Source organism: Bacillus sp. AFS031507 (assembly GCF_002584635.1).
GTDB lineage: Bacteria > Bacillota > Bacilli > Bacillales > Cytobacillaceae > Neobacillus.
Genome location: NZ_NUOW01000016.1, coordinates 1 through 19,831, shown reverse-complemented (window position 1 = coordinate 19,831; position 19,831 = coordinate 1). Strand labels below are relative to the sequence as shown.

Sequence of the window (19,831 nt, the reverse complement as noted above, 5' to 3'; positions counted from 1 at the left end):
CTCCTCTTCTCTCTATTTTATTTAAATTAGTAACAGCCTTGGAGAAATCCCAAAGCTGTTGACAGTTTTTTATGCACTTATCTTTGCATCAGCTGGTTTCTTACTTTCCTTTTTTGCCGCTTTTACCGCCCAAATAGTTAAGATTGCGGAAAGGAAAAGCGATCCTGCCATGAAAATATAAGAAGCACCGAATCCACCTGTAGAATCATTTAAGTATCCTACGATATAAGAGCCAACAAACGATCCTAACGCACCCATGCTGTTAATAAGGGCCATCGCGCCGCCTGCTACGTTACGAGGGAGGATTTCAGGAATGATCGCAAAGAATGGACCATAGGGAGCATACATCGCACCACCGGCAATGACTAATAAGACAAATGAAATCCAGAAATGGTCCGTTCCAATGGCATAAGAGGCATAAAATGCGACTGAACCAATTAATAGGAATGGCCAAACAAAGGCGTTTCGGTTCAATGTTTTATCAGAGAAATAAGAAGCTACTAACATAAGAATAATGGCTAAAATATAAGGGACAGATGACAACCAGCCTGTTTTTACAATATCCATATTTGGCGCTGCTTTAATAATAGAAGGAAGCCACATGACAAACCCATATACACCAATGCTCCAAAGGAAATATTGAGCACTTAACAAAATAACTGGTTTCGATTTAAAAGCTTCACCGTAATTTTTAACCGGCTTAATGCCTTCTTGTTCTTTTGCTAATTGTTGTTCAAAATCATTCTTTTCTTGTTCGGTTAACCATTTTGCCTCTCTTGGTTTGTCATTGACAACTTTCCACCAAATAAATGCCCAAATCACGGCAGGAAGACCTTCGGCAATAAACATCCATCTCCAGCCCACAGAGTTAACTAAATAACCAGAAACAATGGACATCCACAATACGGTTGCAGGATTTCCTAAAATTAAGAACGTATTCGCACGAGAACGCTCTGCTTTCGTGAACCAGTTACTTAAAAGTACTAGCATGGACGGCATTACCGCACTTTCCACTACCCCAAGGGCAAAGCGAATCACAAATAATAATTTAATATTGGTGATCATACCTGTGAAAGAAGCTAATAACCCCCAGGCTATCAATGACCAGAAAATAAGGACTTTTGCACTCTTTTTCTCGGCAAAAGCAGCACCAGGCACTTGGAAAAAGAAATAACCTAAGAAGAATAGCGACCCAAGTAAGGAAGAAGTACCTGCTGTAATGTGAAGGTCCTCCGCTAATCCTGAAGCTGCACCGAATCCATAGTTAGCACGGTCAAGGTAGGCAAGACTGTAAGTGATAAAAGCAATCGGAATCAGACGTAACCATCGTTGTTTGGCAATCGTTTGTTTCATGTTATTTCACTCCCTGTAAGTTTTTTTCTATATATTTTGCTAACTCTTCTTTGGTTGGATAGCCATCGTTATCACCGGGTGATTGAACTGCTAACGAACCAATTGCATTTCCCCTAGAAATCGCATCATGAACGTGGAGACCTTCGAGTATTCCACTGATTACCCCTACTGCAAAGCCATCGCCCGCACCAACGGTATCAACAACCTTTTCGACATGGAAACCGCGAACGGTTCCTTCTTCTGTTGCTGTTTTATAAAATGCTCCCTCTGCACCAAGCTTAATGACGACAAGCTCTACACCCCTTTCCAAGTAAAAGGAAGCGATTTCACGCGGCTCCTTGAAACCGGTTAAGATTTCACCCTCAGCGATTCCCGGTAACACGTAATCAGCTAGGAACGCCGCTTCATTAATTTCCTTCACCATTTCTTCTTGTGATTTCCAAAGAGTCGGCCTTAAATTCGGGTCAAAGGAAATCTTTTTCCCATTCTTTTTCATAAATGATAGAGCGTGTCTTGCAAAGGCTCTTGCACTTTCAGAGAGGGCTAAAGGTATCCCTGTCATATGCAAGTGCCTTGCCGCTTGAAAATACTCTTCATTAAAATCTTCGCTAGTTAGATGGCTCGCTGCCGAACCCTTGCGGAAATATTGGACCTCTGGGTCGCCTTCTACTACCATTGACTTCAATTGAAATCCAGTCGGATAATTTTTGTCGATCAACACATGGTCAATGTCAACGTTTTCATTTTTGAGCCTTTCGATAATAAATTTTCCAAAGGCATCATTTCCGACTTTACTTGCCCAACCCGAGCGAAGGCCCAGCCTGGCAAGCCCAATTGCCACATTGGTTTCTGCACCGGCAAGCTCCCGGGTAAATTGGTCAACTTCGTGTAAGGAACCCGGATGATTAGCCATAAACATTGCCATCGCTTCTCCAAATGTAATCACATCTAACTGTTGCATGATAAAGCCTCACTTTCTGTTATCATCTGAATAAACTCTTTTGTTTTCTCCTTTGGCTCGATAGGAAACTCAAGCGCCTTTACGATTTCAGATGGCAAACTTTTCATAACCTTCTCCCAACTTTGACTCCCATCTTTTTGAAGAGGCACCGTGATGAACTCGCCATGATCATCTTCTACCTGTTTCAAATGCAGATAATGGACATAGGGTGACAGCTTACTTAATGCTTCGTCCACATCCTGACCGGAATAATACCAGTTCCCTGCGTCAAATGTCATTTTTACTGGTGCGTCCTGCTCGGAGGCGCTTTCAAAAAAGGACGTTAATTGATTGATATTTCCGCCATGAAGAGTCTGGTCATTTTCAACTAGCAATTGAATTCCTTGGTGCTGGTTCAAAAAAGCATCGAGCTCCCTGACACTTGATTGACCTTTATGAAAATGCCCTAGTGATACTTTTATCCATTTAGCTCCAAGTGCTATTCCCTCATGAAAGATCTCGTTTAATTCCTTTTCATTTAAACCGTGATCCCTTTTCCATAGCTCAATCGGAGCCGAGTACACGGTAAAAAGTTGATATTGTTCAATTTCTTTTCTCATACTATCCAGTGGCGGATCCTGCTCCGACAATAATTCACGGCGAATCTCAATTCCAAAAGCACCGGACTCGGCAATGAGTCTAATGAATGAAGTTTGCCCCTTCTTCAACACTTCAAATCTATCAAAAGCATTTATCGGGACAATTACATTTTGCATAACGAAGACTCCTTTTTAAAAAGTATTTCCAATAAACCGTTTTAGTAAATCGGTTTAGTAAATCGATTTATTCATATTATAAACCCAGTGAAAGCGCTTTTGCAAGAAAAACTTTTTTTCTTAAATTGATAATCCATTGTGGTGCCTGACACCTTAAAAAATAGATAATCTACTCTGGTGCCTGACACCTTAAAATGGATTCAAATTACTTTGAGGAAAATGTAGAAAAGGTAAAAGGTATGGAACCCCTAAGTATAGCATCCAAAAAAAAAGACCCCATATAGGAGTTAGAGACCGAAGCTTTTCAACTTCGACTTGTCGATAGATTTTTCTAGTTTCATTTCTACCTTTTCATATTCTTTACGAATGTATCCGACACCCTGTTCCATATCTCGTTGGATCAGGCGTTTGATATATGTCGCAAAGTGAATGTACTGGTTACAATGTTCTAGAAGCTCTCTTTCATAAGGGTCATCGAGGTTGAAAGGGACGGACTTGATCTTTCGATTCAGTTCATTCATCAACAAAGACCACTTTCCCCATAGAATAAAATCCGAAAGCATTGGCATATTGCGGACTGTATGCTTTGTGTCCGTTTGTCCGGTAGAGGACGGGTCTGATTAGCTTGATATTACTAAAATGCTCCTTAATATATGGCAGAAGATATTCAGCAATTCCTCCGCAAAGATAGGTCGGTTCGTATAAGTTCCACTTTCCCCGAAGTTCCGCCAGGATGGCTACTGCCATTTGTTTTTCTGTCATTTCCATGTCTGTTTCAGCACCGAAAGCAAGGGTCCCGCTTTTCCTGTCAATAAAGTAGCCATCTTCCACTCTTAGATAGTTGAAGGTACCACTTCCAGCGTCGATGATGTTCGCAATGTCCTCCGGCCTGTCTTCCATGCTGAAGTATGCCCCAGACCCTTCAGGAGCGACTTTTACTTCCTCGATGTTAAACGTCTTCCTAACATTGTTTACCGTGATCGTGTGTTCCCCTTTCAGCATGGTCTCCATACTTTCCCTGTCTTTATTCACCATTCCACGGATCGGCTGCCCAATCACTACACAGTTCCCTTCCGTTTTACCATACTGATGAACTGCCACCAGTACCCTGATCTTTGTTTCTTCGTGCGCCTTTGAAATATCTCTCGGCTCTCTTATTGCATGACATTCCCGCCATGCGATATTCCCCACAAACAGCTTCTCGTCCCCGTACTCGACGATGTAGTCGCCGGCTTCCATTTGGCTGCTATCTGCATTCACCAAATGAAGATGGCGGTAAGGTCCAATGGTTGACCTAAACTTAAACACATCGTCCCTTGTTCTTCCTTTCACCTCGTATGCGCCGGCATCAATCGCTAATATCCATTTGTGATTCATTTTTTCTACCCCTTTTAACAATATTTTGAAAGTGCACATATGTCATACAACTAATCTTTTTTCAAACTTAGTATATGAGTGGAGGCCCAAATGTGACACACACAAGTCATACAATACTGTTTATTGGAAAAAGAAAAAACAATAAAGCAGGATATCCCTCAATCATGAAAGGCTTAGATTCTTACAGCTTTGAAAGACCGAAAAGGAATTTTAAAACTTAAAAATTTAACATAATCTTCCTATATAACGCGCAAAAAACAGTGTGATTCATCTGAGAAACACACTGCTTTTATAGTTGTTTTTATATTCGTCTTTTCCTATGTGGGTACCTCAAAAGATTACAGCTTTCCCACAATTGTAGAGGCTCTCGTTTGAGGTGCTTCTGATTAAATTACATTAGAAATTGCAGGTAAAGGAAATCATTGTACTCCTTATGGTTACCATTACCGTCCTTTTTCACGGTTGACGGGCATCATAGTGCTCCTTTTGACGCCAGTTCCGATTGCGAAAGCCAGTTTGGTGCACAAGAACAACACCTTCTCTTTATGGAATTAATAAAATTTTCCCCATGCTCTTACGGCCTTCTAGATAGCGGTGTGCTTCTTGGCCATCCTGCAACGGGAAGACTGTTGGTTCTGAAACTACTAATTTTCCTGCCTCCATCCACCGAAACAGCTCATTTGAACGAGCTATTCGTTCTTCTCGGGACGTCAGCACATTCCATAGGTCCCCGCCTGTGAGGGTTTTTGATGTATCCATTAACATTCTCGGGTCAACCAATGCTGGGTCGCCCCCTGCCATTCCGTAAAATACGACCGTTCCACCGGTGCGAGTAACCTCAAAGCTATCTTGAAGAGTAGAACCTACTGATTCGTAGACCACATCTACGCCCTTGCCATTCGTCTCCTCGAGCACTTGTTCCTTCCAATTATCCTTATATAAAAAGACTTGGTCCGCACCCGCCTTTACTGCAGCAGCTCTTTTTTCAAAGGAAGAAGTTAAGCCAATTGCCGTGCCTCCAAGTAATTTTACAATTTGAACAAGAAGCTGCCCCACACCGCCTGCTGCAGCATGCACCAACACGGTATCATTCTTTTTCACCGCATAGCTATCCTTCGTTAAATAATGAGCCGTTAATCCTTGAAGCAATACGGATGCCGCATCTGCAAATGAAATGGTGTCTGGCACTGGTATAGCTTTTTCAACTGGAACGGCTACTTGCTCGGCATTTGCATAAGGTACATCGGCAAATGCCATCCGGTCACCAATGCTGATACCATGGACATTGGATCCCGTCTTTGCTACGATTCCGGCCCCTTCATACCCTAAGATATAGGGTGGCTCTCCGGCTAGATGATAGTTTCCTTTTCTTCTATATATATCGGCAAAATTCAGACCAATTGCTTTCATGCTTAGCAGTATTTCGTCCGGACCAATCACAGGTTCCGCAATATCACCATATTCGAGGACTTCCGGGCCGCCAAATGTTTTAAACATAAGTGCTTTCAAATGAATTACCTCATTCTTATTAAAATTTTTATGACTCGCTTTTATTAAATAAGATAGTGAAGGGTAATGCAAATAATCGTTACCTTATTTCTAATTTTCCGCGCTCAGGAGCACAATTACTCCCTAATTGTTACCGCTGACCCTATTTTTCCGAACTCAAGGGCACAATTACTCCCTAATTGTTACCGCTGACCTTATTTTTCCGCACTCAAGGGCACGATTACTCCCTAATTGTTACCGCTGACCTTATTTTTCCGCACTCAAGGGCACAATTACTTCCCAATCGAGTGCTTGGTTTAATATAGTTGAAAATAAACTTCAAAGGGTTCGATGTCTTCAATAACAAAAAGATTACATTAATATGTTGACATTCAAGGGATAAAGATAATAAATGAAATAGGAAAGCGTTAGGTAGAATCCACATCCACTTGTAGTAGAAAAGGAGACATTATCTATGGATAGAAACAAATTTTCAGCTATTGCCCATCGTAATCATGCATTTAGTAATCCAATCAGCAAGGCAAAAATTATGAAGATGCTCGGAATTGTATCGCCTAAAGCATCAGATAAGGTGATTGATATAGGGGCTGGTAAATGCGAATTGTTAATTCGGTTGGTGGAAAACTACCAGGTTACCTCCACTGCAATAGAATTGTATGACGGGTCCATTGAGGAAGGGAAGCGGAATGCAAGCACTAGAATTCCTGAAGGCAGTATTGAGTTTATCGTGGAAGATGCTCGCACGGCGGTTGAGAGATGTGATCCAGACGGGTATGATTTTGGGATTTGTATCGGATCTACCCATGCCTTGGGCGGACTGGAGCCTACACTAAAAACACTAAAACGTCTTGTAAAGAAAAATGGCCACATTTTAATAGGTGAAGGCTATTGGAAGCAGACTCCCAGTCCTGAATATTTAGAGGCGCTTGGCGGTGCAGACGAGTCGGAATGTAAAAGCCATGCGGATACCGTTAAGGCTGGTGAAGAATTAGGTTTAATCCCACTTTGGTCTTATGTTGCTAATGAAGATGACTGGGATGATTACGAATGGCTTTATTCGATGTCAGTCGAGAATTATTGTCTTGAAAATCCAGATGACCCCGATTGTGAAGCGATGCTGCAGCGAATTCGCACATGGCGCCGGACCTATTTGACATGGGGCAGAGATACCTTAGGATTTGGTCTGTATTTGTATCGAAATAACTAATAGGGAAAAATAGAGCAATACCAAGGCTTCATCCACATTTAATCAAACGTTTGATTAATTTTTTCAGGTAAATTTTCTACTCTTTTTAATTAAACGTTTGATTAGTTTTTTTTCATAAAAAATTACCCACCTCATAAAAACCTTATACACCAAGGACTCAGGCCCTTTTAATCAATCGTTTGATTATATTATCCAGAAAAAGTCTTTACCCCAAAAATCCATATACACCAATGCCTCATCCCGTCCCAATCAAACGTTTGATTAGTATCACCCCACCTCTAACATTAGACATTTTATTATCATTTCTGTTATACTATAATAGTTACCCAGGGTAATTATTACTCTAACTAACCATTTAACAAGGGGTGTTTCAAATAAATACTTCTCAAAAATTTTTCCACCAATTACTGATGTTGTACCGGCCGTTCGAGAATAAACTTAATATCCATCTCGCCGAGCATCATCTCCATAGAGCGCAATGGTCGATTTTTTACTACTTATTCAATAATGGCTCAGCAACGCTAGTGGAACTCTCTCATTATTTATATGTAGAGAAGCCCACTGTCACCCGGACCATGAACCGCTTGGAAGAATTGGGCTATGTCGAGCAGGTTCCGAGCAATGATAAACGTGAAAAGAGAACACAGCTGACAGAGCTTGGGAGAAAAGTATATACGGAAGTCCGTGTGACGATTGATCAGTATGAAACGGACATTTTAAAAGGCATCTCAGAGCATGAACAGCTCGAGGCCATCCGCATTATGGGGGAAATTCGTAAAAATATTATTAAATAAGGGGTTTTAATAAGTGACTCAACCTAGAGCTAAACTGTGGACAAAGGATTTCACCATTGTTTCCACGGTCAATTTTTTCGTAACTTTAGTCTTTTATTTATTAATCGTAATCATCGGTGTTTATGCAGTCGATGAATTTGGTGCTTCTACAAGTCAAGCAGGGCTTGTAACAGGAATATTTATTGTCGGGTCTTTAATTGGCCGGTTGGTGATTGGCCGGTTTATTGAGTCAATTGGCCGAAAGAAAACGTTATTCATTGGTATAATTTTATTTATTTTGACGCTTCTTTTGTATTTTGTGAACTTCGGGATTACCTTCCTGCTTATTACCCGCTTACTCCACGGGATTGCAGGGGGAATGGTGGGGACTGCTACAGGTACGATTGTGGCCCAGATTATCCCGGCTGCTCGAAAAGCGGAAGGGATCGGCTACTTCAGCATGAGTGCGACACTCGCTACTGCTATCGGGCCATTCATCGGACTCTATATGACCCAACATACAGATTTCCAAATGATTTTTATATTCTCCCTTGCTTTAGGGGTAATTAGTTTAATCACAGCATTCTTTGTTGATGTGCCTCCGTTAGTTGTATCTGTAAAAACAGCTGAAGTAAAAGGGTTTAAGCTTTCCAACTATATTGAGCCAAAGGCACTGCCCATCGCTGTCATTACACTGGTAGTAGCTTTTTGTTATTCCAGCGTTCTATCTTTTATTAACTTCTATGCGATCGAAATTGACTTAGTTAGTACGGCGAGTTTCTTCTTCCTAGTCTATTCTATCGCAGTATTGATATCACGCCCGATCACAGGCCGCTTAATGGACCTGAAGGGTGCAAACTTTATTATGTATCCGGGCTTTGTCCTCTTAGCAGTCGGCTTGTTTCTGTTAAGTTCAGCTAGTATCAGCATTACTTTATTGCTAGCAGGTGTTCTAATTGGCCTTGGTTTCGGTAACATGCAGTCAAGCACCCAGGCAGTGGCCGTTAAAGTAACGCCTCCCCATCGGATGGGTTTGGCGACATCGACTTTCTTTATCTTTCTTGATGCAGGACTTGGATTCGGTCCATATATCCTTGGATTTATTATTCCATTAACCGGCTTTAGCAACCTGTATGTCATCTTAGGTATTGTCGCTCTGGCAACCTCAATTCTTTACTATTTTTTACACGGCAAGAAAGAACGTTCAGGAAGGACGATTATGACTGGACCAACCCCCGACCCTAATTGACTTCAGGTAACCGGCCAAACGAAGGCACGCATAAAACCGGTTTATAGCAAATATGATAAGCATAAGAATCCTAATTAAAGGGGTCGGTAGACATGATAATTTTTAATAAAATTGCATTATCATTTGTTGTCTTTTTTTCCTTCAGTATTATCATAAATACTTATTTGGGAGAAAAGGAACGGGTCCAATCTAATGTTATTTATTTTGTTATGAACGGGTTTGCTTATATTGTATCTGCCTTAGAAGTTGAAAAGGATAAACTGAGTTTAGAAACGGCAGAAATATAGTATGAATTTTAAAATAAAGTTCCAATTGCCCTTGAACCAAAGGGAATATTCTGATATATTTACTATCAATTAAATATTTTCTTACTTCACGTTTTTTGAAGTGAGGATAGAGGCGCAAAGACCATGAGTACACAATAGGAGGATAATGAGGTCCAATGATGATTGTGAAAAGGGGAATTTGCCGAAGCTTCAATGAATCTCATTGGTCTTGAAGCTGGTTCTGCTATTGAAAAAATACAGAACTGTCATATAGGAAACTATATGGAGGGCTATCTTACGCACGGGAACTTATTTTTTTTATGTTTCTACTGCAACAGCGAACCCTCGTTGTTGCTTTTTTGCGTTAAATTATGAATGGCCTTACCCACCTCTAAATTTTAAAAAAAATTTTAATTAAAGGGTGAGAAATGATGAATTTTGGCCAAGTTTTAACCGCTATGGTTACACCATTTGATCAAAATGGTGAAATAGATTTTAACGCGACTAGAACACTTGTTGATTATTTAATTGAAAATGGTACCGATGGAATCGTAGTTGCTGGTACAACCGGAGAATCTCCTACATTAACAACGGAAGAAAAAGTCGCTTTATTTAAATTTGTTGTCGAGGCTGTCAATGGAAGAGTTCCGGTTATCGCTGGAACTGGCTCCAATAACACGAGAGCTTCCATCAGCCTAACAAAGCTGGCTGAAGAAACAGGCGTCGATGGGATTATGCTTGTTGCTCCTTATTACAACAAACCATCCCAAGAGGGCATGTATCAGCACTTCAAAGCGATTGCTGAATCTACACCATTACCGATTATGCTTTATAATATCCCCGGCCGAAGTGTGGTCAACCTGTCGGTAGAGACCATTGTTCGACTTTCACAGATTCCAAATATTGTCGCCTTAAAAGAAGCAAGCGGTAACTTAGATGCTATGGCTGAAATTATTAGCCAAGCACCAAGTGATTTTACCCTTTATAGTGGTGATGATGGCTTAGCATTGCCGGTTTTAGCCATTGGTGGAGCTGGAGTGGTTTCCGTTGCTTCCCATGTCATTGGTAATGAAATACAAGAAATGATTAATCATTTTAAAAATGGGAATGTCCAAAATGCAGCTAGTGCCCATCGCCGTCTTCTCCCGATTATGAAAGCATTATTTGCAGCACCAAACCCAGCACCGGTAAAAGCCGCATTGAATATGAATGGAGTGAACGTTGGAGGTCTTCGCCTGCCATTGCTCCCATTAACCACCGAAGAGCAAAGAGCACTACAAGGTGTTCTACCAGCGAGCAATGTTAAAGTATTAATATAATTAATCCACCGATAAAAACAAGCTGCCACAAACCTCAATAAAACAGGGTTTGTGGCAGTTTTTTTTGGTGGTCGACAAAAGTTTTACCTCTCTCCTTCCGATAAAGTAAATCCAAAGGGGCATACTATTCTTATTTACTTGGGTTAAGGAGGATTTTACTTTGCGAACGAATGATAGTACATTATCCATTTTCTCTTTAGGCGGCATAAATGAAATCGGTAAAAATATGTATGTGGTTCAATACGCTGAAGATATCTTTATAGTTGACTGCGGCGGTAAATTTCCAGATGAAAGTTTGTTAGGAATTGATTTGATTATCCCCGATATTACTTACTTGGAAGAAAATCAGGAGAAGATCCGTGCTCTAATTGTGACCCATGGGCACGAAGATCATATTGGCGGTATTCCTTATATCTTAAGAAAATTGAATATCCCTATCTACGCTACCCATTTTACACTTGGGCTAATTGAATTAAAAATTGACGAGCATCGACTTCACGGAAACACGAAGCTCATGACGATTGATTCTAATTCAAAACTTGAGTTTGGAGAAACCACTGTATCCTTTTTCAGGGTAAGCCATAGTATTCCTGATTGTCTCGGTATTGTCTTTCATACACCTGAAGGTAATGTCGTTCATACCGGTGACTTCAAATTTGACTTAACACCTGTGAATAATCAACATTCAGATATTCATAAAATGGCCGATATTGGTCAGCAAGGTGTGTTAGTTTTATTATCTGAAAGTACCAATGCTGAGCGTAAGGGACTAACACCGTCTGAGCAAATGATTGGTGACAATTTGGATGAGGCCTTTATGAAAGCTGACGGGAAAATCTTTATCTCCACTTTTGCATCGAATGTGAATCGTGTTCAACAAGTGGTTGCCGCGGCGATAAAGGCCAATCGAAAGATCGCGCTCCTTGGCCGGAGTATGGTAAATGTGGTCTCAGTTGCGATTGAGCGTGGTTATTTAACCATTCCTGATGGGATGATCATTGAACCACGCGAAGTTGATCGACTTTCTCCTGAAAAGGTGGTCATCCTTTGTACGGGTAGTCAAGGGGAGCAAATGGCTGCCCTTGCTCGTCTCGCTAGCGGAAATTTCCGCGATGTATCCGTTTATCCTGGAGACACGGTTATTTTAGCAGCATCTCCAATACCGGGAAATGAAAAGGACGTTTCTCGGATCATTGACAATTTATTTCAACTGGGCGCCAAAGTTATCTATGGATCCGGAAGTTCAACGGGTATGCATGTGTCCGGTCATGGCTATCAGGAAGATTTAAAACTGATGCTTACCTTAATGAAGCCGACCTATTTCATTCCGATTCACGGTGAATATCGAATGCTGCATCACCACCGGTTGTTAGCCGAGTCCGTTGGAGTTGAGAAGGGAAATACCTTCATTATCAAAAATGGTGATGTCGTCGATGTTGAAAACCAGGTGGCCCGTCAGACTCGGTCGATTCCAGCAGGAGATACCTATGTGGACGGGATGGGCGTTGGCGATGTCGGGGACATTGTGCTACGAGACCGTAAACAGCTTTCTGAGGATGGCATGCTCGTAATTGTAATAACCATTAATAAAGGTGACCGAAGGATTATATCCGGACCTGATACCATTACACGTGGTTTCGTGTACGCAAGAAATTCGGATGAACTTCTAAAAGAGATTAACCGCCTTGCTAAGAAAACCATAAATGACCTGCAAAGTGAGAATATCCGGCAATGGAATGTAATCAAACAAAACATAAAAAAATCAGTCGGACAATATGTATTCACCCAAACAAAGAGAAAGCCAATGATCCTCCCTATTATTATTGAAATTTAAAACAAAAAAATGGTGTCAGGCACCATGTGAAGATTTCACATGGTGCCTGACACCTTATTTTTTAACCTGTTGGTAATTTTATTCTATCTAGGATGGTTGTCAGGTAATTTCTGACTGTGCTAATTTTTGTCTTTCTCTCGGCTAGCGGTTGGAACTCTTCGATGTTCTGTTCGTTTTGGTTTGAGTCTTCATCGATTAGTTCGGGGCAGTATATTCGCTGTCCATTGATGATGCTGCGAATCGATCCTGCTAATTCCTCACTCGGGCTATCCTTCAATAAATAGCCGCTTACATCCGCTTGTAAGGCCCTCCCATAATACCCACTCCTGGCAAAGGTTGTTAGGATTATAACCTTACAACCAAATGCCTTTAAAGACTCAGCTGCCTCAAGACCGCTCATTTCAGGCATCTCAATATCCATGATACAAACATCCGGCTGCAACCGGTGCACTAGTGCAAGGGCCTCTTCCCCATTGCTCGCCTGCCCGACTACTTCCATATCCTCTTCCAAATTGAGGAGAGAACCAATCGCCCCTAGCAGCATTTCCTGATCCTCAGCAATAACAATTCGAATCATATAAGTTCCCTCCTTATCTGTCAGTGTTATGTAAGTAACAACTCCCCTTAAATTAAGGGGAGCAAGCCTTTATTGATCTAGTTAGATTTCAGGTTTAACTTGTACGGAAAACCTCTTTTTAGCTAAAGCTTTGACTTCTCTAAAGCTCACAAAATTCTTTCTTTCCTCATCCCACAAACGGAAACGTATTGACTTTAAGCTTGTAGCAAGAGAAATGGTTGGTACGTTTTGTAACGGAGGCGTATTATTATGTGCTTCCTCCAATTTATAGTTAGGCACCCGTGGGCTTAAATGATGAACATGGTGGAAACCAATATTCCCAGTAAGCCATTGCAAAACTTTTGGAAGCTTATAGAAAGAGCTACCCTCTACTGCCGCTTTTACATATTCCCACTCTTTGTCCTCTTCAAAATAAGAATCTTCAAAAGTGTGCTGTACGTAAAACAACCAAATACCAGCAGCTCCGGAAATCATAAAAATTGAACCTTGTACTAGTAGAAACGCCTGCCATCCGATTGCCCAACAAAGCAAGGCAATCAAAGCAACGATTAGAACATTCGTTAAATAAGTGTTGTTACGTTCCTTCTGTTTTGCACCTTTGCGGTTAAATCGATTTTTAAGAAGGAACACATAAATCGGACCTAATCCAAGCATGACCAATGGATTACGGTAAAAACGGTAGGCTAGACGAAGTCTAAGTGGTGCTGCTAAATATTCATCTACTGTAAGTGTCCAAATATCACCTGTTCCGCGTTTATCCAAGTTACCACTTGTCGCATGATGGACAGAATGCTCATGTCCCCATTGATCAAACGGGAAAACCGTTAACACACCCATCGCAGTTCCAACGATTCTGTTAGCCCGGCGGCTTTTAAAGAATGAATGATGGGTACAATCATGAAAGATGATGAAAATCCTCGTTAAAAATCCTGCGGCTACCACAATTGGAACTAATGCTAACCAATAGGAAACGGATAGGCTTAAATAGGCAAGGTACCACAAGCCAATAAATGGTACGACCGTGTTAATGATCTGCCATACACTTTCTTTTGTCGTTGATTTTTCAAAGGGAGCAACTTGTTTTTTTAAAGTTTTCGTATTTTGTAAGGTCATTTTATTTGAATTCCCTTCCTTCATTTCGTTATTAACCAAAGTATAAACGAAGGAATTTGTCCATGTTAGTAGCAGGTGTCATGTACAGGGTATGACAAATGTCACATTTCATGATATTTTTTTCAAAAATGCAATTTGCGTTACTAATTTTTGTCTGTTATAAAAGATGGTGGCTTTGTGATAATATAATCTATTTCAAGAAACTTTATAGATATATCCATCCTAAAAATCAATTACAAGCAGGTGTACATATTGGATATCAAACATTTACAATATTTTATTGAAGTGTCGAATTTCAACAGTTTTTCCCGAGCAGCTGATCATTTATTTATTACCCAACCAACCATTAGTAAAATGATTAAAAACCTTGAGTCGGAGTTGGGCGTTGCTCTTTTTGATCGTTCCCGTAAGCAATTAGCCTTGACCGATGCAGGTCTAATCATATTGGAACAAGCAAAGTTAATTGACAAAGCATTTAAAAATTTAGAAACGGAATTGGACAACCTTACAGGATTAAAAAAGGGGCATATTCGTATTGGATTACCTCCCATATTTAATGCGCACGATTTCCTCAAAATTGTTGGCAGCTTCCACGAAAAGTACCCTGGGATTACTTTTCAATTAGTAGAAGATGGTTCAAAGAAAATAGAAGAAGATGTGGGCAAAAATCTTCTGGATGTTGGAATCATTGTTCTTCCGACTAAGAACGAACTCTTCAACCATTTCTCTTTTATGGAAGAAGACCTAAAGCTCATCCTTCACCCATCACACCCACTAGCAGAAAGAGAGGAAGTCCAGTTAGCTGAATTGGCTAACGAATCCTTTATTTTGTTTAATAAGGACTTTGTCTTAAACGATCGAATTATTCATTCTTGTAACAATGTGGGCTTTAATCCACACATTATATCTGAAAGTTCACAGCAGTCTTTTATTGAAGAAATGGTTTCGTTCAAACTTGGAATTTCCCTTTTGCCGGAGAGTATTTGCAATAATCTAAATAAAAATATAAAGTCAGTTAAAGTAGTAAACCCGTCCATCAGTTGGAACCTAGCCATTATTTGGAGCAAAGATCAATACTTCTCCTATGCTGCAAAAGAATGGCTGAAGTTCACTAAAGAACAGCTCACAAAGGGATTTCTAGATTAATATTATATGCCCTATACTAGTCAGACGGTTCATATTAATGGAACCGTCTTTTATTATCTAAAAATCCACTATTTATATAATGCATAATTGAAAGCATTTACATAGATAAAAGCTATGCTATAGATAAAATATAACCATTTTACTAACTCCACAATGCGGCGTACACTTGTTTCAGGCAAGAAAACACCTTTTAACACGTGGATATAGTATTAAATAGCTAGAATCCAATCATGAAAGGAAGCGCAACTTAATGAAAGCAAAAAAAGCGAAAGAAAGCCGCATTATTAATACAGCTCAAGTATTATCATGTGATTTAAATAATTACAATACATTGTTTGGCGGCGTTTTGATGAAAAAACTGGATGATGCAGCAACGTTATCAGCCCGCAGGCATTCCCGAGTTAAAGAATGCGTAACTGCATCTACTGACCATATCGACTTCTTATGCCCTATCCATCAAACTGATTCAGTCTGTGTCGAATCATTTGTAACATATACAGGTAGAACTTCTATGGAAGTTTTTTGTAAAGTTATCGCTGAAGATATGATGAATGGCGAGCGCCGCATTGCAGCTACGGCATTTTTGACTTTTGTAGCTTTAGATGAAAATAAGCGGCCTGTTGAAGTTCCAAGTATTATCCCTGAAACCGAGGAAGAAGAATTCCTCTACACAACAGGCAAAGAAAGAGCAGAAATTCGTAAATTAAAAAGACAAAAAAGTAAAGAATTAGCTGAGTTTATTTCACTAGAAAAACCTTGGGACAATTAAGAGGAGGAAGAATTTATGATGATAACATTATCTAGTATTGATGAATTAAAAGCAGCCAACGAAGCCCTTGAGAAATTTCAAAAAGACTATCCAAATCTTTTTAAAAAACTATTGGATGTTGTGAATCTTACCCGAGCATTCCAATTTAAATATCAATACATGGGATGTTTAATTATGGATGAGGATCCTGGTCAAAATACCCCTAATTTTGTGTACGGATCTGTTCTGCGCTTGTATAAAAAGGAATTACAAAAATTAAAAGATGACCAAAATTCCCAAGTATTGAAACAAACTTTTTCTGAAATCAAAAATATCGGTTACGCAAAAATCAGCCTTTTAGTATCCGGTATGACACCAGAATCATTAGTAGGAGCTTCTAGTATTAAGTAGATTAGTCGATAGCCTTTCAACTGCCATTAATAACCTAATATTAGAAGTTACTATATATTGTCACTAACGTCTCCCCCATTACGCCACTTTTACAGAAGAAGCAGAAATCATTTTCATGGTTTCTGCTTCTTCTTTTTGAATTAATGGTGCGAACAGTGCTAGTCACTGTTCGTTTTTTACAATATATCAAGTATAATGGAGCATATTCAGATTATGCATACGATATTTCTTTGCGAGAAATCCTATAGATAAGCCGGATAATACAAATAAACGAGGTTAATACATGAGCGAAAAAAGTTTTACGGATTATAATTTAAGTGAAGAAATCACAAGAGCACTTGCTATTTTAAAATACGACACTCCTACCGACGTTCAAACGGAAGTCATTCCATTAGCGTTGAATAATCAGGACTTGGTCGTGAAGTCGCAAACAGGCAGCGGCAAGACTGCCTCCTTTGCGATTCCTATTTGTGACATGATGGAGTGGGAAGAAAGAAAGCCTCAGGCCTTAATTCTTACTCCAACAAGAGAGCTTGCTGTTCAGGTTCGCGAAGATGTAACGAATATCGGCCGATTTAAGCGGATTAAGGCGATGGCCGTTTATGGAAAAGAACCCTTTTCGAAACAAAAAGAAGAATTGCAGCAAAAAACGCATGTCGTGGTAGGTACTCCGGGACGTGTTATGGACCATATCGACAGAGAAACCCTCGTTCTAGACGAAATAAAGTATCTTATTATTGATGAAGCGGATGAGATGCTGAATATGGGTTTTATCGACGAAGTGGAAGCCATTATAAAAGAACTTCCTTCAGACAGAGTCACGATGGTATTCTCGGCTACCTTACCAAAGGATGTTGAAAACCTATGCCATAAATATATGAACAATCCTGTGAATGTCGAGATTGCCTCTACTGGAGTCACGACAGATACGATTGAGCATCTGTTAATTGAAGGAAAAGAAGAAGACAAGCTATCGCTTCTCAAAGATGTGACGGTCGTTGAAAATCCAGACAGCTGTCTTATTTTTTGCCGAACAAAAGAACATGTCGATACCGTGTATTCGGAATTGGAAAGCTCCAATTATTCTTGTGAACGACTCCATGGTGGCTTGGAACAGCAAGATCGATTTGCGGTTATGGATGGCTTCAAAATGGGGAATTTTCGCTACCTCATCGCAACGGATGTTGCCGCACGAGGAATTGATATTGATAATGTAACACTGGTCATCAATTATGACGTCCCTATGGAAAAAGAAAGCTATGTCCACCGAACAGGAAGAACCGGTCGTGCGGGTAATGAAGGAAAAGCGATTACGTTCGCCACACCGTATGAAGGAAAATTTGTCCGAGCAATTGAAAGATATATTGGCTTTGAGATTCCTAAAATGGAGGCTCCAAAACCGGCTGAAGTGGCTAGAGCAAAAGAAGCCTTCGAGGAAAAAATCAGCGGCAGACGTGTCGTGAGAAATAATAAAACGGCCCGGATTAACCAAGGCATCACGAAACTCCATTTCAACGGTGGAAAAAAGAAGAAGATGCGCGCGGTTGACTTTGTTGGAACGATCGCAAAAATCCCAGGAGTCACAGCCGATGATATTGGCATTATCACCATCCAGGATCAAATGACCTATGTAGATATTCTTAATGGCAAGGGCTCACTCGTCTTACAGGCGATGGAGAATGCAACGATTAAAGGAAAGAAGCTAAAGGTTAGCAAGGCGCTTAAATAAGGAAAGCATAAAAGAGGACGATTATGCCAACCATAATCGTCCTTTAAAGTTATATTGAAAGAGAAAAAATTTCCATGTTTCAAATTTGTACAACAGAACATGGAAACTCCATTTAATCCATGGCTTTGCCCCCTACTATTCAAGCTTTTGATTAGTTTCTTTCTTTTTTAGCTCGGATCTATAATAATTAAGATTAACTTCATCTAATAACGACAAAAAAGCAGGAATCCCTTAAATGGATCCTGCTTCTTGTAATCCCTCTAAATCATAATAATCTGTGATCTGAAATAGTTGCTCCATTATTAGCTGCACTTAAAGCGAGGTGTCGCTGCCAGATATGACGTAGTCGGTTAGTTCTTTCGAGATAGTTATAACATTGTTAGTATTGAGTAGATCATCCGGCTCACTTCCGCTTACGGTTACAAACTGCTATAGAGGTCCCCTTCGAAAATAGTAAACAATAATATACCATTTAGGAAGATGATTTCAGTATCCCCATGGGTAATCGTTTGAGTTTATCAGGATTAAGAGTAAATGAGCTTGTCCCATCCTGATTCACTGGATTATCTCTTTGCCGAATAAAGAGTGAGATCTGTAGATTGGCTGGACTATTATTAATAATTGTTTTTTCAGCCAACTAATGGTTCTTCATATTATATAATTTAGTTTTGTAACAATACAAAACCTATTAGAAAGAATAAAAATTCTTACTAAAATATTAATGGAAAAGAAGACAAGCCAGTGATAATAAAAAAGGATTTACTTAAATAATCCTTCCCGTTTTTTTAATAAATTGTTATGGGAGATGATAATTTTATATTCGATTTTGTTAAAAGGTAACCGATGTCTTGAATTCGAAGATTCTTAACAAAATAAGATTAATCGATTACAATACCCGCGCTTGCAAAACCTACAAGAGCAGTGAGAACAGAAACTGCTGTATTTATAGAGAAAACCATTAATAATTTATCCCCTGTAGCAACCGGGAGTGCCGTTGCAGCAGTACCAGTAGAAACATCTAAAAGGTTAATTATTGGTCCTAAAGCTGGGGATAAAAGTACAAAAGCGCCTGATGGGGAAAAGGTATTGCTAGCTGCAGGTGCCGTATATAATTCTGCCATAACAGTAACAGGTGTACCTATAATTGCTGCCACTGTCGTACTAAAGAATGCAGATATTGATGATACAGTACCGGCACGAGGAGCCACAAATGCGAAGTCAAGAACGCCCCCGATACCAGGACTTAGAGTAATTGTTCCTCCACCTAAAGAAACACCTTCAAAAGAACTTCCAAACCCAATGAGAGCTCCAGTATTAAGTGCTCCACCTAAAACACTAGTCAGTTCAACTGGAGTACCTGATGCAAATGGAATTATAGCACCAGCTCCAGGAGTTCCAGTCGCTCCTGTTGCTCCAGCAGGTCCCGTTGCTCCTGTTGCTCCGGCAGGTCCTGTTGCTCCTGTTGCTCCGGCTGGTCCTGTTGCTCCTGTTGCTCCTGTTGCTC

The 19,831-nt window shown here is 40.1% G+C and carries 19 protein-coding genes and 1 riboswitch; of the genes, 10 read left to right on the top strand and 9 right to left on the bottom strand.

Annotated elements, in window-relative coordinates; genetic code table 11:
- Positions 1 to 69: 69 nt before the first annotated feature.
- The 6 genes from COE25_RS16960 to COE25_RS16935 all read right to left on the bottom strand — a co-directional run bounded on the left by COE25_RS16960 (position 70) and on the right by COE25_RS16935 (position 5,955).
- Entirely contained in the window at positions 70 to 1,353 is a 1,284-nt protein-coding gene (locus COE25_RS16960) for an MFS transporter (RefSeq protein ID WP_098933420.1), read from the bottom strand.
- 1 nt (position 1,354) lies between these two features.
- Positions 1,355 to 2,314, bottom strand: a complete 960-nt coding sequence (locus COE25_RS16955; protein ID WP_098933419.1) for a sugar kinase — start codon at positions 2,312 to 2,314, stop codon at positions 1,355 to 1,357.
- Complete coding sequence (locus COE25_RS16950) at positions 2,302 to 3,069, bottom strand: sugar phosphate isomerase/epimerase family protein (RefSeq protein WP_098933418.1); 768 nt, start codon at positions 3,067 to 3,069, stop codon at positions 2,302 to 2,304. Before COE25_RS16950 ends, COE25_RS16955 begins: the two co-directional genes overlap by 13 nt.
- A gap of 287 nt (positions 3,070 to 3,356) precedes the next feature.
- Entirely contained in the window at positions 3,357 to 3,590 is a 234-nt protein-coding gene (locus tag COE25_RS16945; protein WP_098933417.1) for a hypothetical protein, read from the bottom strand.
- Complete coding sequence (locus COE25_RS16940) at positions 3,583 to 4,446, bottom strand: ParM/StbA family protein (RefSeq protein WP_088085278.1); 864 nt, start codon at positions 4,444 to 4,446, stop codon at positions 3,583 to 3,585. The genes COE25_RS16945 and COE25_RS16940 overlap by 8 nt, the downstream gene beginning before the upstream one ends.
- Positions 4,447 to 4,989: 543 nt before the next feature.
- Positions 4,990 to 5,955, bottom strand: coding sequence for a quinone oxidoreductase family protein (locus COE25_RS16935; RefSeq protein ID WP_098933416.1), 966 nt, complete (start codon positions 5,953 to 5,955; stop codon positions 4,990 to 4,992).
- Positions 5,956 to 6,409: 454 nt separating this feature from the next.
- Between COE25_RS16935 and COE25_RS16930 the strand changes: the two genes are divergently transcribed.
- The 6 genes from COE25_RS16930 to COE25_RS16905 all read left to right on the top strand — a co-directional run bounded on the left by COE25_RS16930 (position 6,410) and on the right by COE25_RS16905 (position 12,603).
- A complete protein-coding gene (locus COE25_RS16930) occupies positions 6,410 to 7,162 on the top strand; it encodes an SAM-dependent methyltransferase (RefSeq protein ID WP_098933415.1) in 753 nt (250 codons plus the stop codon).
- Between the two features lie 374 nt (positions 7,163 to 7,536).
- Positions 7,537 to 7,956: a MarR family winged helix-turn-helix transcriptional regulator gene (locus COE25_RS16925; protein ID WP_088090280.1), complete on the top strand. Its 420-nt coding sequence runs from the start codon at positions 7,537 to 7,539 to the stop codon at positions 7,954 to 7,956.
- A 13-nt stretch (positions 7,957 to 7,969) separates the two neighbouring features.
- The gene (locus COE25_RS16920; protein WP_098933414.1) at positions 7,970 to 9,184 is read left to right on the top strand and encodes an MFS transporter; all 1,215 of its coding nucleotides are present in this window, start codon (positions 7,970 to 7,972) and stop codon (positions 9,182 to 9,184) included.
- Between the two features lie 92 nt (positions 9,185 to 9,276).
- Positions 9,277 to 9,471 (top strand): hypothetical protein, encoded by a 195-nt coding sequence (locus COE25_RS16915; RefSeq protein WP_088085274.1) that lies wholly within the window; start codon positions 9,277 to 9,279, stop codon positions 9,469 to 9,471.
- Positions 9,472 to 9,570: 99 nt separating this feature from the next.
- Positions 9,571 to 9,751, top strand: a riboswitch (Lysine riboswitch).
- Positions 9,752 to 9,881: 130 nt separating this feature from the next.
- Positions 9,882 to 10,769, top strand: coding sequence for a 4-hydroxy-tetrahydrodipicolinate synthase (gene dapA / locus COE25_RS16910; RefSeq protein WP_098933413.1), 888 nt, complete (start codon positions 9,882 to 9,884; stop codon positions 10,767 to 10,769).
- A 226-nt stretch (positions 10,770 to 10,995) separates the two neighbouring features.
- On the top strand, positions 10,996 to 12,603 hold the full coding sequence (locus tag COE25_RS16905; RefSeq protein WP_373408520.1) for a ribonuclease J: 1,608 nt from the start codon (positions 10,996 to 10,998) through the stop codon (positions 12,601 to 12,603).
- A 61-nt stretch (positions 12,604 to 12,664) separates the two neighbouring features.
- On the opposite strand, the gene COE25_RS16900 is transcribed toward COE25_RS16905, so the two are convergent.
- Together COE25_RS16900 and desA are read right to left on the bottom strand one after the other, a co-directional pair.
- Positions 12,665 to 13,180 (bottom strand): response regulator, encoded by a 516-nt coding sequence (locus tag COE25_RS16900; protein WP_088085271.1) that lies wholly within the window; start codon positions 13,178 to 13,180, stop codon positions 12,665 to 12,667.
- Positions 13,181 to 13,261: 81 nt separating this feature from the next.
- Positions 13,262 to 14,293 carry a Delta(5) desaturase DesA gene (desA, locus tag COE25_RS16895; protein WP_098933523.1) on the bottom strand — a complete coding sequence of 344 codons (1,032 nt, stop codon included), beginning with the start codon at positions 14,291 to 14,293 and terminating at the stop codon, positions 13,262 to 13,264.
- A gap of 252 nt (positions 14,294 to 14,545) precedes the next feature.
- On the opposite strand from desA, the gene cidR reads away from it, so the two are divergent.
- From cidR to COE25_RS16875, 4 genes are all read left to right on the top strand, one after another.
- Positions 14,546 to 15,439, top strand: a complete 894-nt coding sequence (gene cidR / locus COE25_RS16890) for a cidABC operon transcriptional activator CidR (RefSeq protein WP_098933412.1) — start codon at positions 14,546 to 14,548, stop codon at positions 15,437 to 15,439.
- Positions 15,440 to 15,689: 250 nt separating this feature from the next.
- Positions 15,690 to 16,208, top strand: a complete 519-nt coding sequence (locus COE25_RS16885; protein WP_088085268.1) for an acyl-CoA thioesterase — start codon at positions 15,690 to 15,692, stop codon at positions 16,206 to 16,208.
- Positions 16,209 to 16,223: 15 nt separating this feature from the next.
- A complete protein-coding gene (locus COE25_RS16880; RefSeq protein ID WP_257208862.1) occupies positions 16,224 to 16,598 on the top strand; it encodes a hypothetical protein in 375 nt (124 codons plus the stop codon).
- A gap of 283 nt (positions 16,599 to 16,881) precedes the next feature.
- Entirely contained in the window at positions 16,882 to 18,327 is a 1,446-nt protein-coding gene (locus COE25_RS16875) for a DEAD/DEAH box helicase (protein ID WP_098933411.1), read from the top strand.
- 878 nt (positions 18,328 to 19,205) lie between these two features.
- On the opposite strand, the gene COE25_RS16870 is transcribed toward COE25_RS16875, so the two are convergent.
- On the bottom strand, positions 19,206 to 19,831 hold a 626-nt coding region (locus COE25_RS16870; RefSeq protein WP_142354481.1), incomplete at its 5' end, for an exosporium glycoprotein BclB-related protein.

Excerpts from the sequence above, each read along its gene's own strand:
- COE25_RS16960 (WP_098933420.1), bottom strand. The coding sequence starts at position 1,353 with ATGAAACAAACGATTGCCAAACAACGATGGTTACGTCTGATTCCGATT.
- COE25_RS16955 (WP_098933419.1), bottom strand. The coding sequence starts at position 2,314 with ATGCAACAGTTAGATGTGATTACATTTGGAGAAGCGATGGCAATGTTT.
- COE25_RS16950 (WP_098933418.1), bottom strand. The coding sequence starts at position 3,069 with ATGCAAAATGTAATTGTCCCGATAAATGCTTTTGATAGATTTGAAGTG.
- COE25_RS16945 (WP_098933417.1), bottom strand. The coding sequence starts at position 3,590 with ATGAATGAACTGAATCGAAAGATCAAGTCCGTCCCTTTCAACCTCGAT.
- COE25_RS16940 (WP_088085278.1), bottom strand. The coding sequence starts at position 4,446 with ATGAATCACAAATGGATATTAGCGATTGATGCCGGCGCATACGAGGTG.
- COE25_RS16930 (WP_098933415.1), top strand. The coding sequence starts at position 6,410 with ATGGATAGAAACAAATTTTCAGCTATTGCCCATCGTAATCATGCATTT.
- COE25_RS16915 (WP_088085274.1), top strand. The coding sequence starts at position 9,277 with ATGATAATTTTTAATAAAATTGCATTATCATTTGTTGTCTTTTTTTCC.
- dapA (WP_098933413.1), top strand. The coding sequence starts at position 9,882 with ATGAATTTTGGCCAAGTTTTAACCGCTATGGTTACACCATTTGATCAA.
- COE25_RS16905 (WP_373408520.1), top strand. The coding sequence starts at position 10,996 with ATGTATGTGGTTCAATACGCTGAAGATATCTTTATAGTTGACTGCGGC.
- COE25_RS16900 (WP_088085271.1), bottom strand. The coding sequence starts at position 13,180 with ATGATTCGAATTGTTATTGCTGAGGATCAGGAAATGCTGCTAGGGGCG.
- desA (WP_098933523.1), bottom strand. The coding sequence starts at position 14,293 with ATGACCTTACAAAATACGAAAACTTTAAAAAAACAAGTTGCTCCCTTT.
- COE25_RS16885 (WP_088085268.1), top strand. The coding sequence starts at position 15,690 with ATGAAAGCAAAAAAAGCGAAAGAAAGCCGCATTATTAATACAGCTCAA.
- COE25_RS16880 (WP_257208862.1), top strand. The coding sequence starts at position 16,224 with ATGATGATAACATTATCTAGTATTGATGAATTAAAAGCAGCCAACGAA.
- COE25_RS16875 (WP_098933411.1), top strand. The coding sequence starts at position 16,882 with ATGAGCGAAAAAAGTTTTACGGATTATAATTTAAGTGAAGAAATCACA.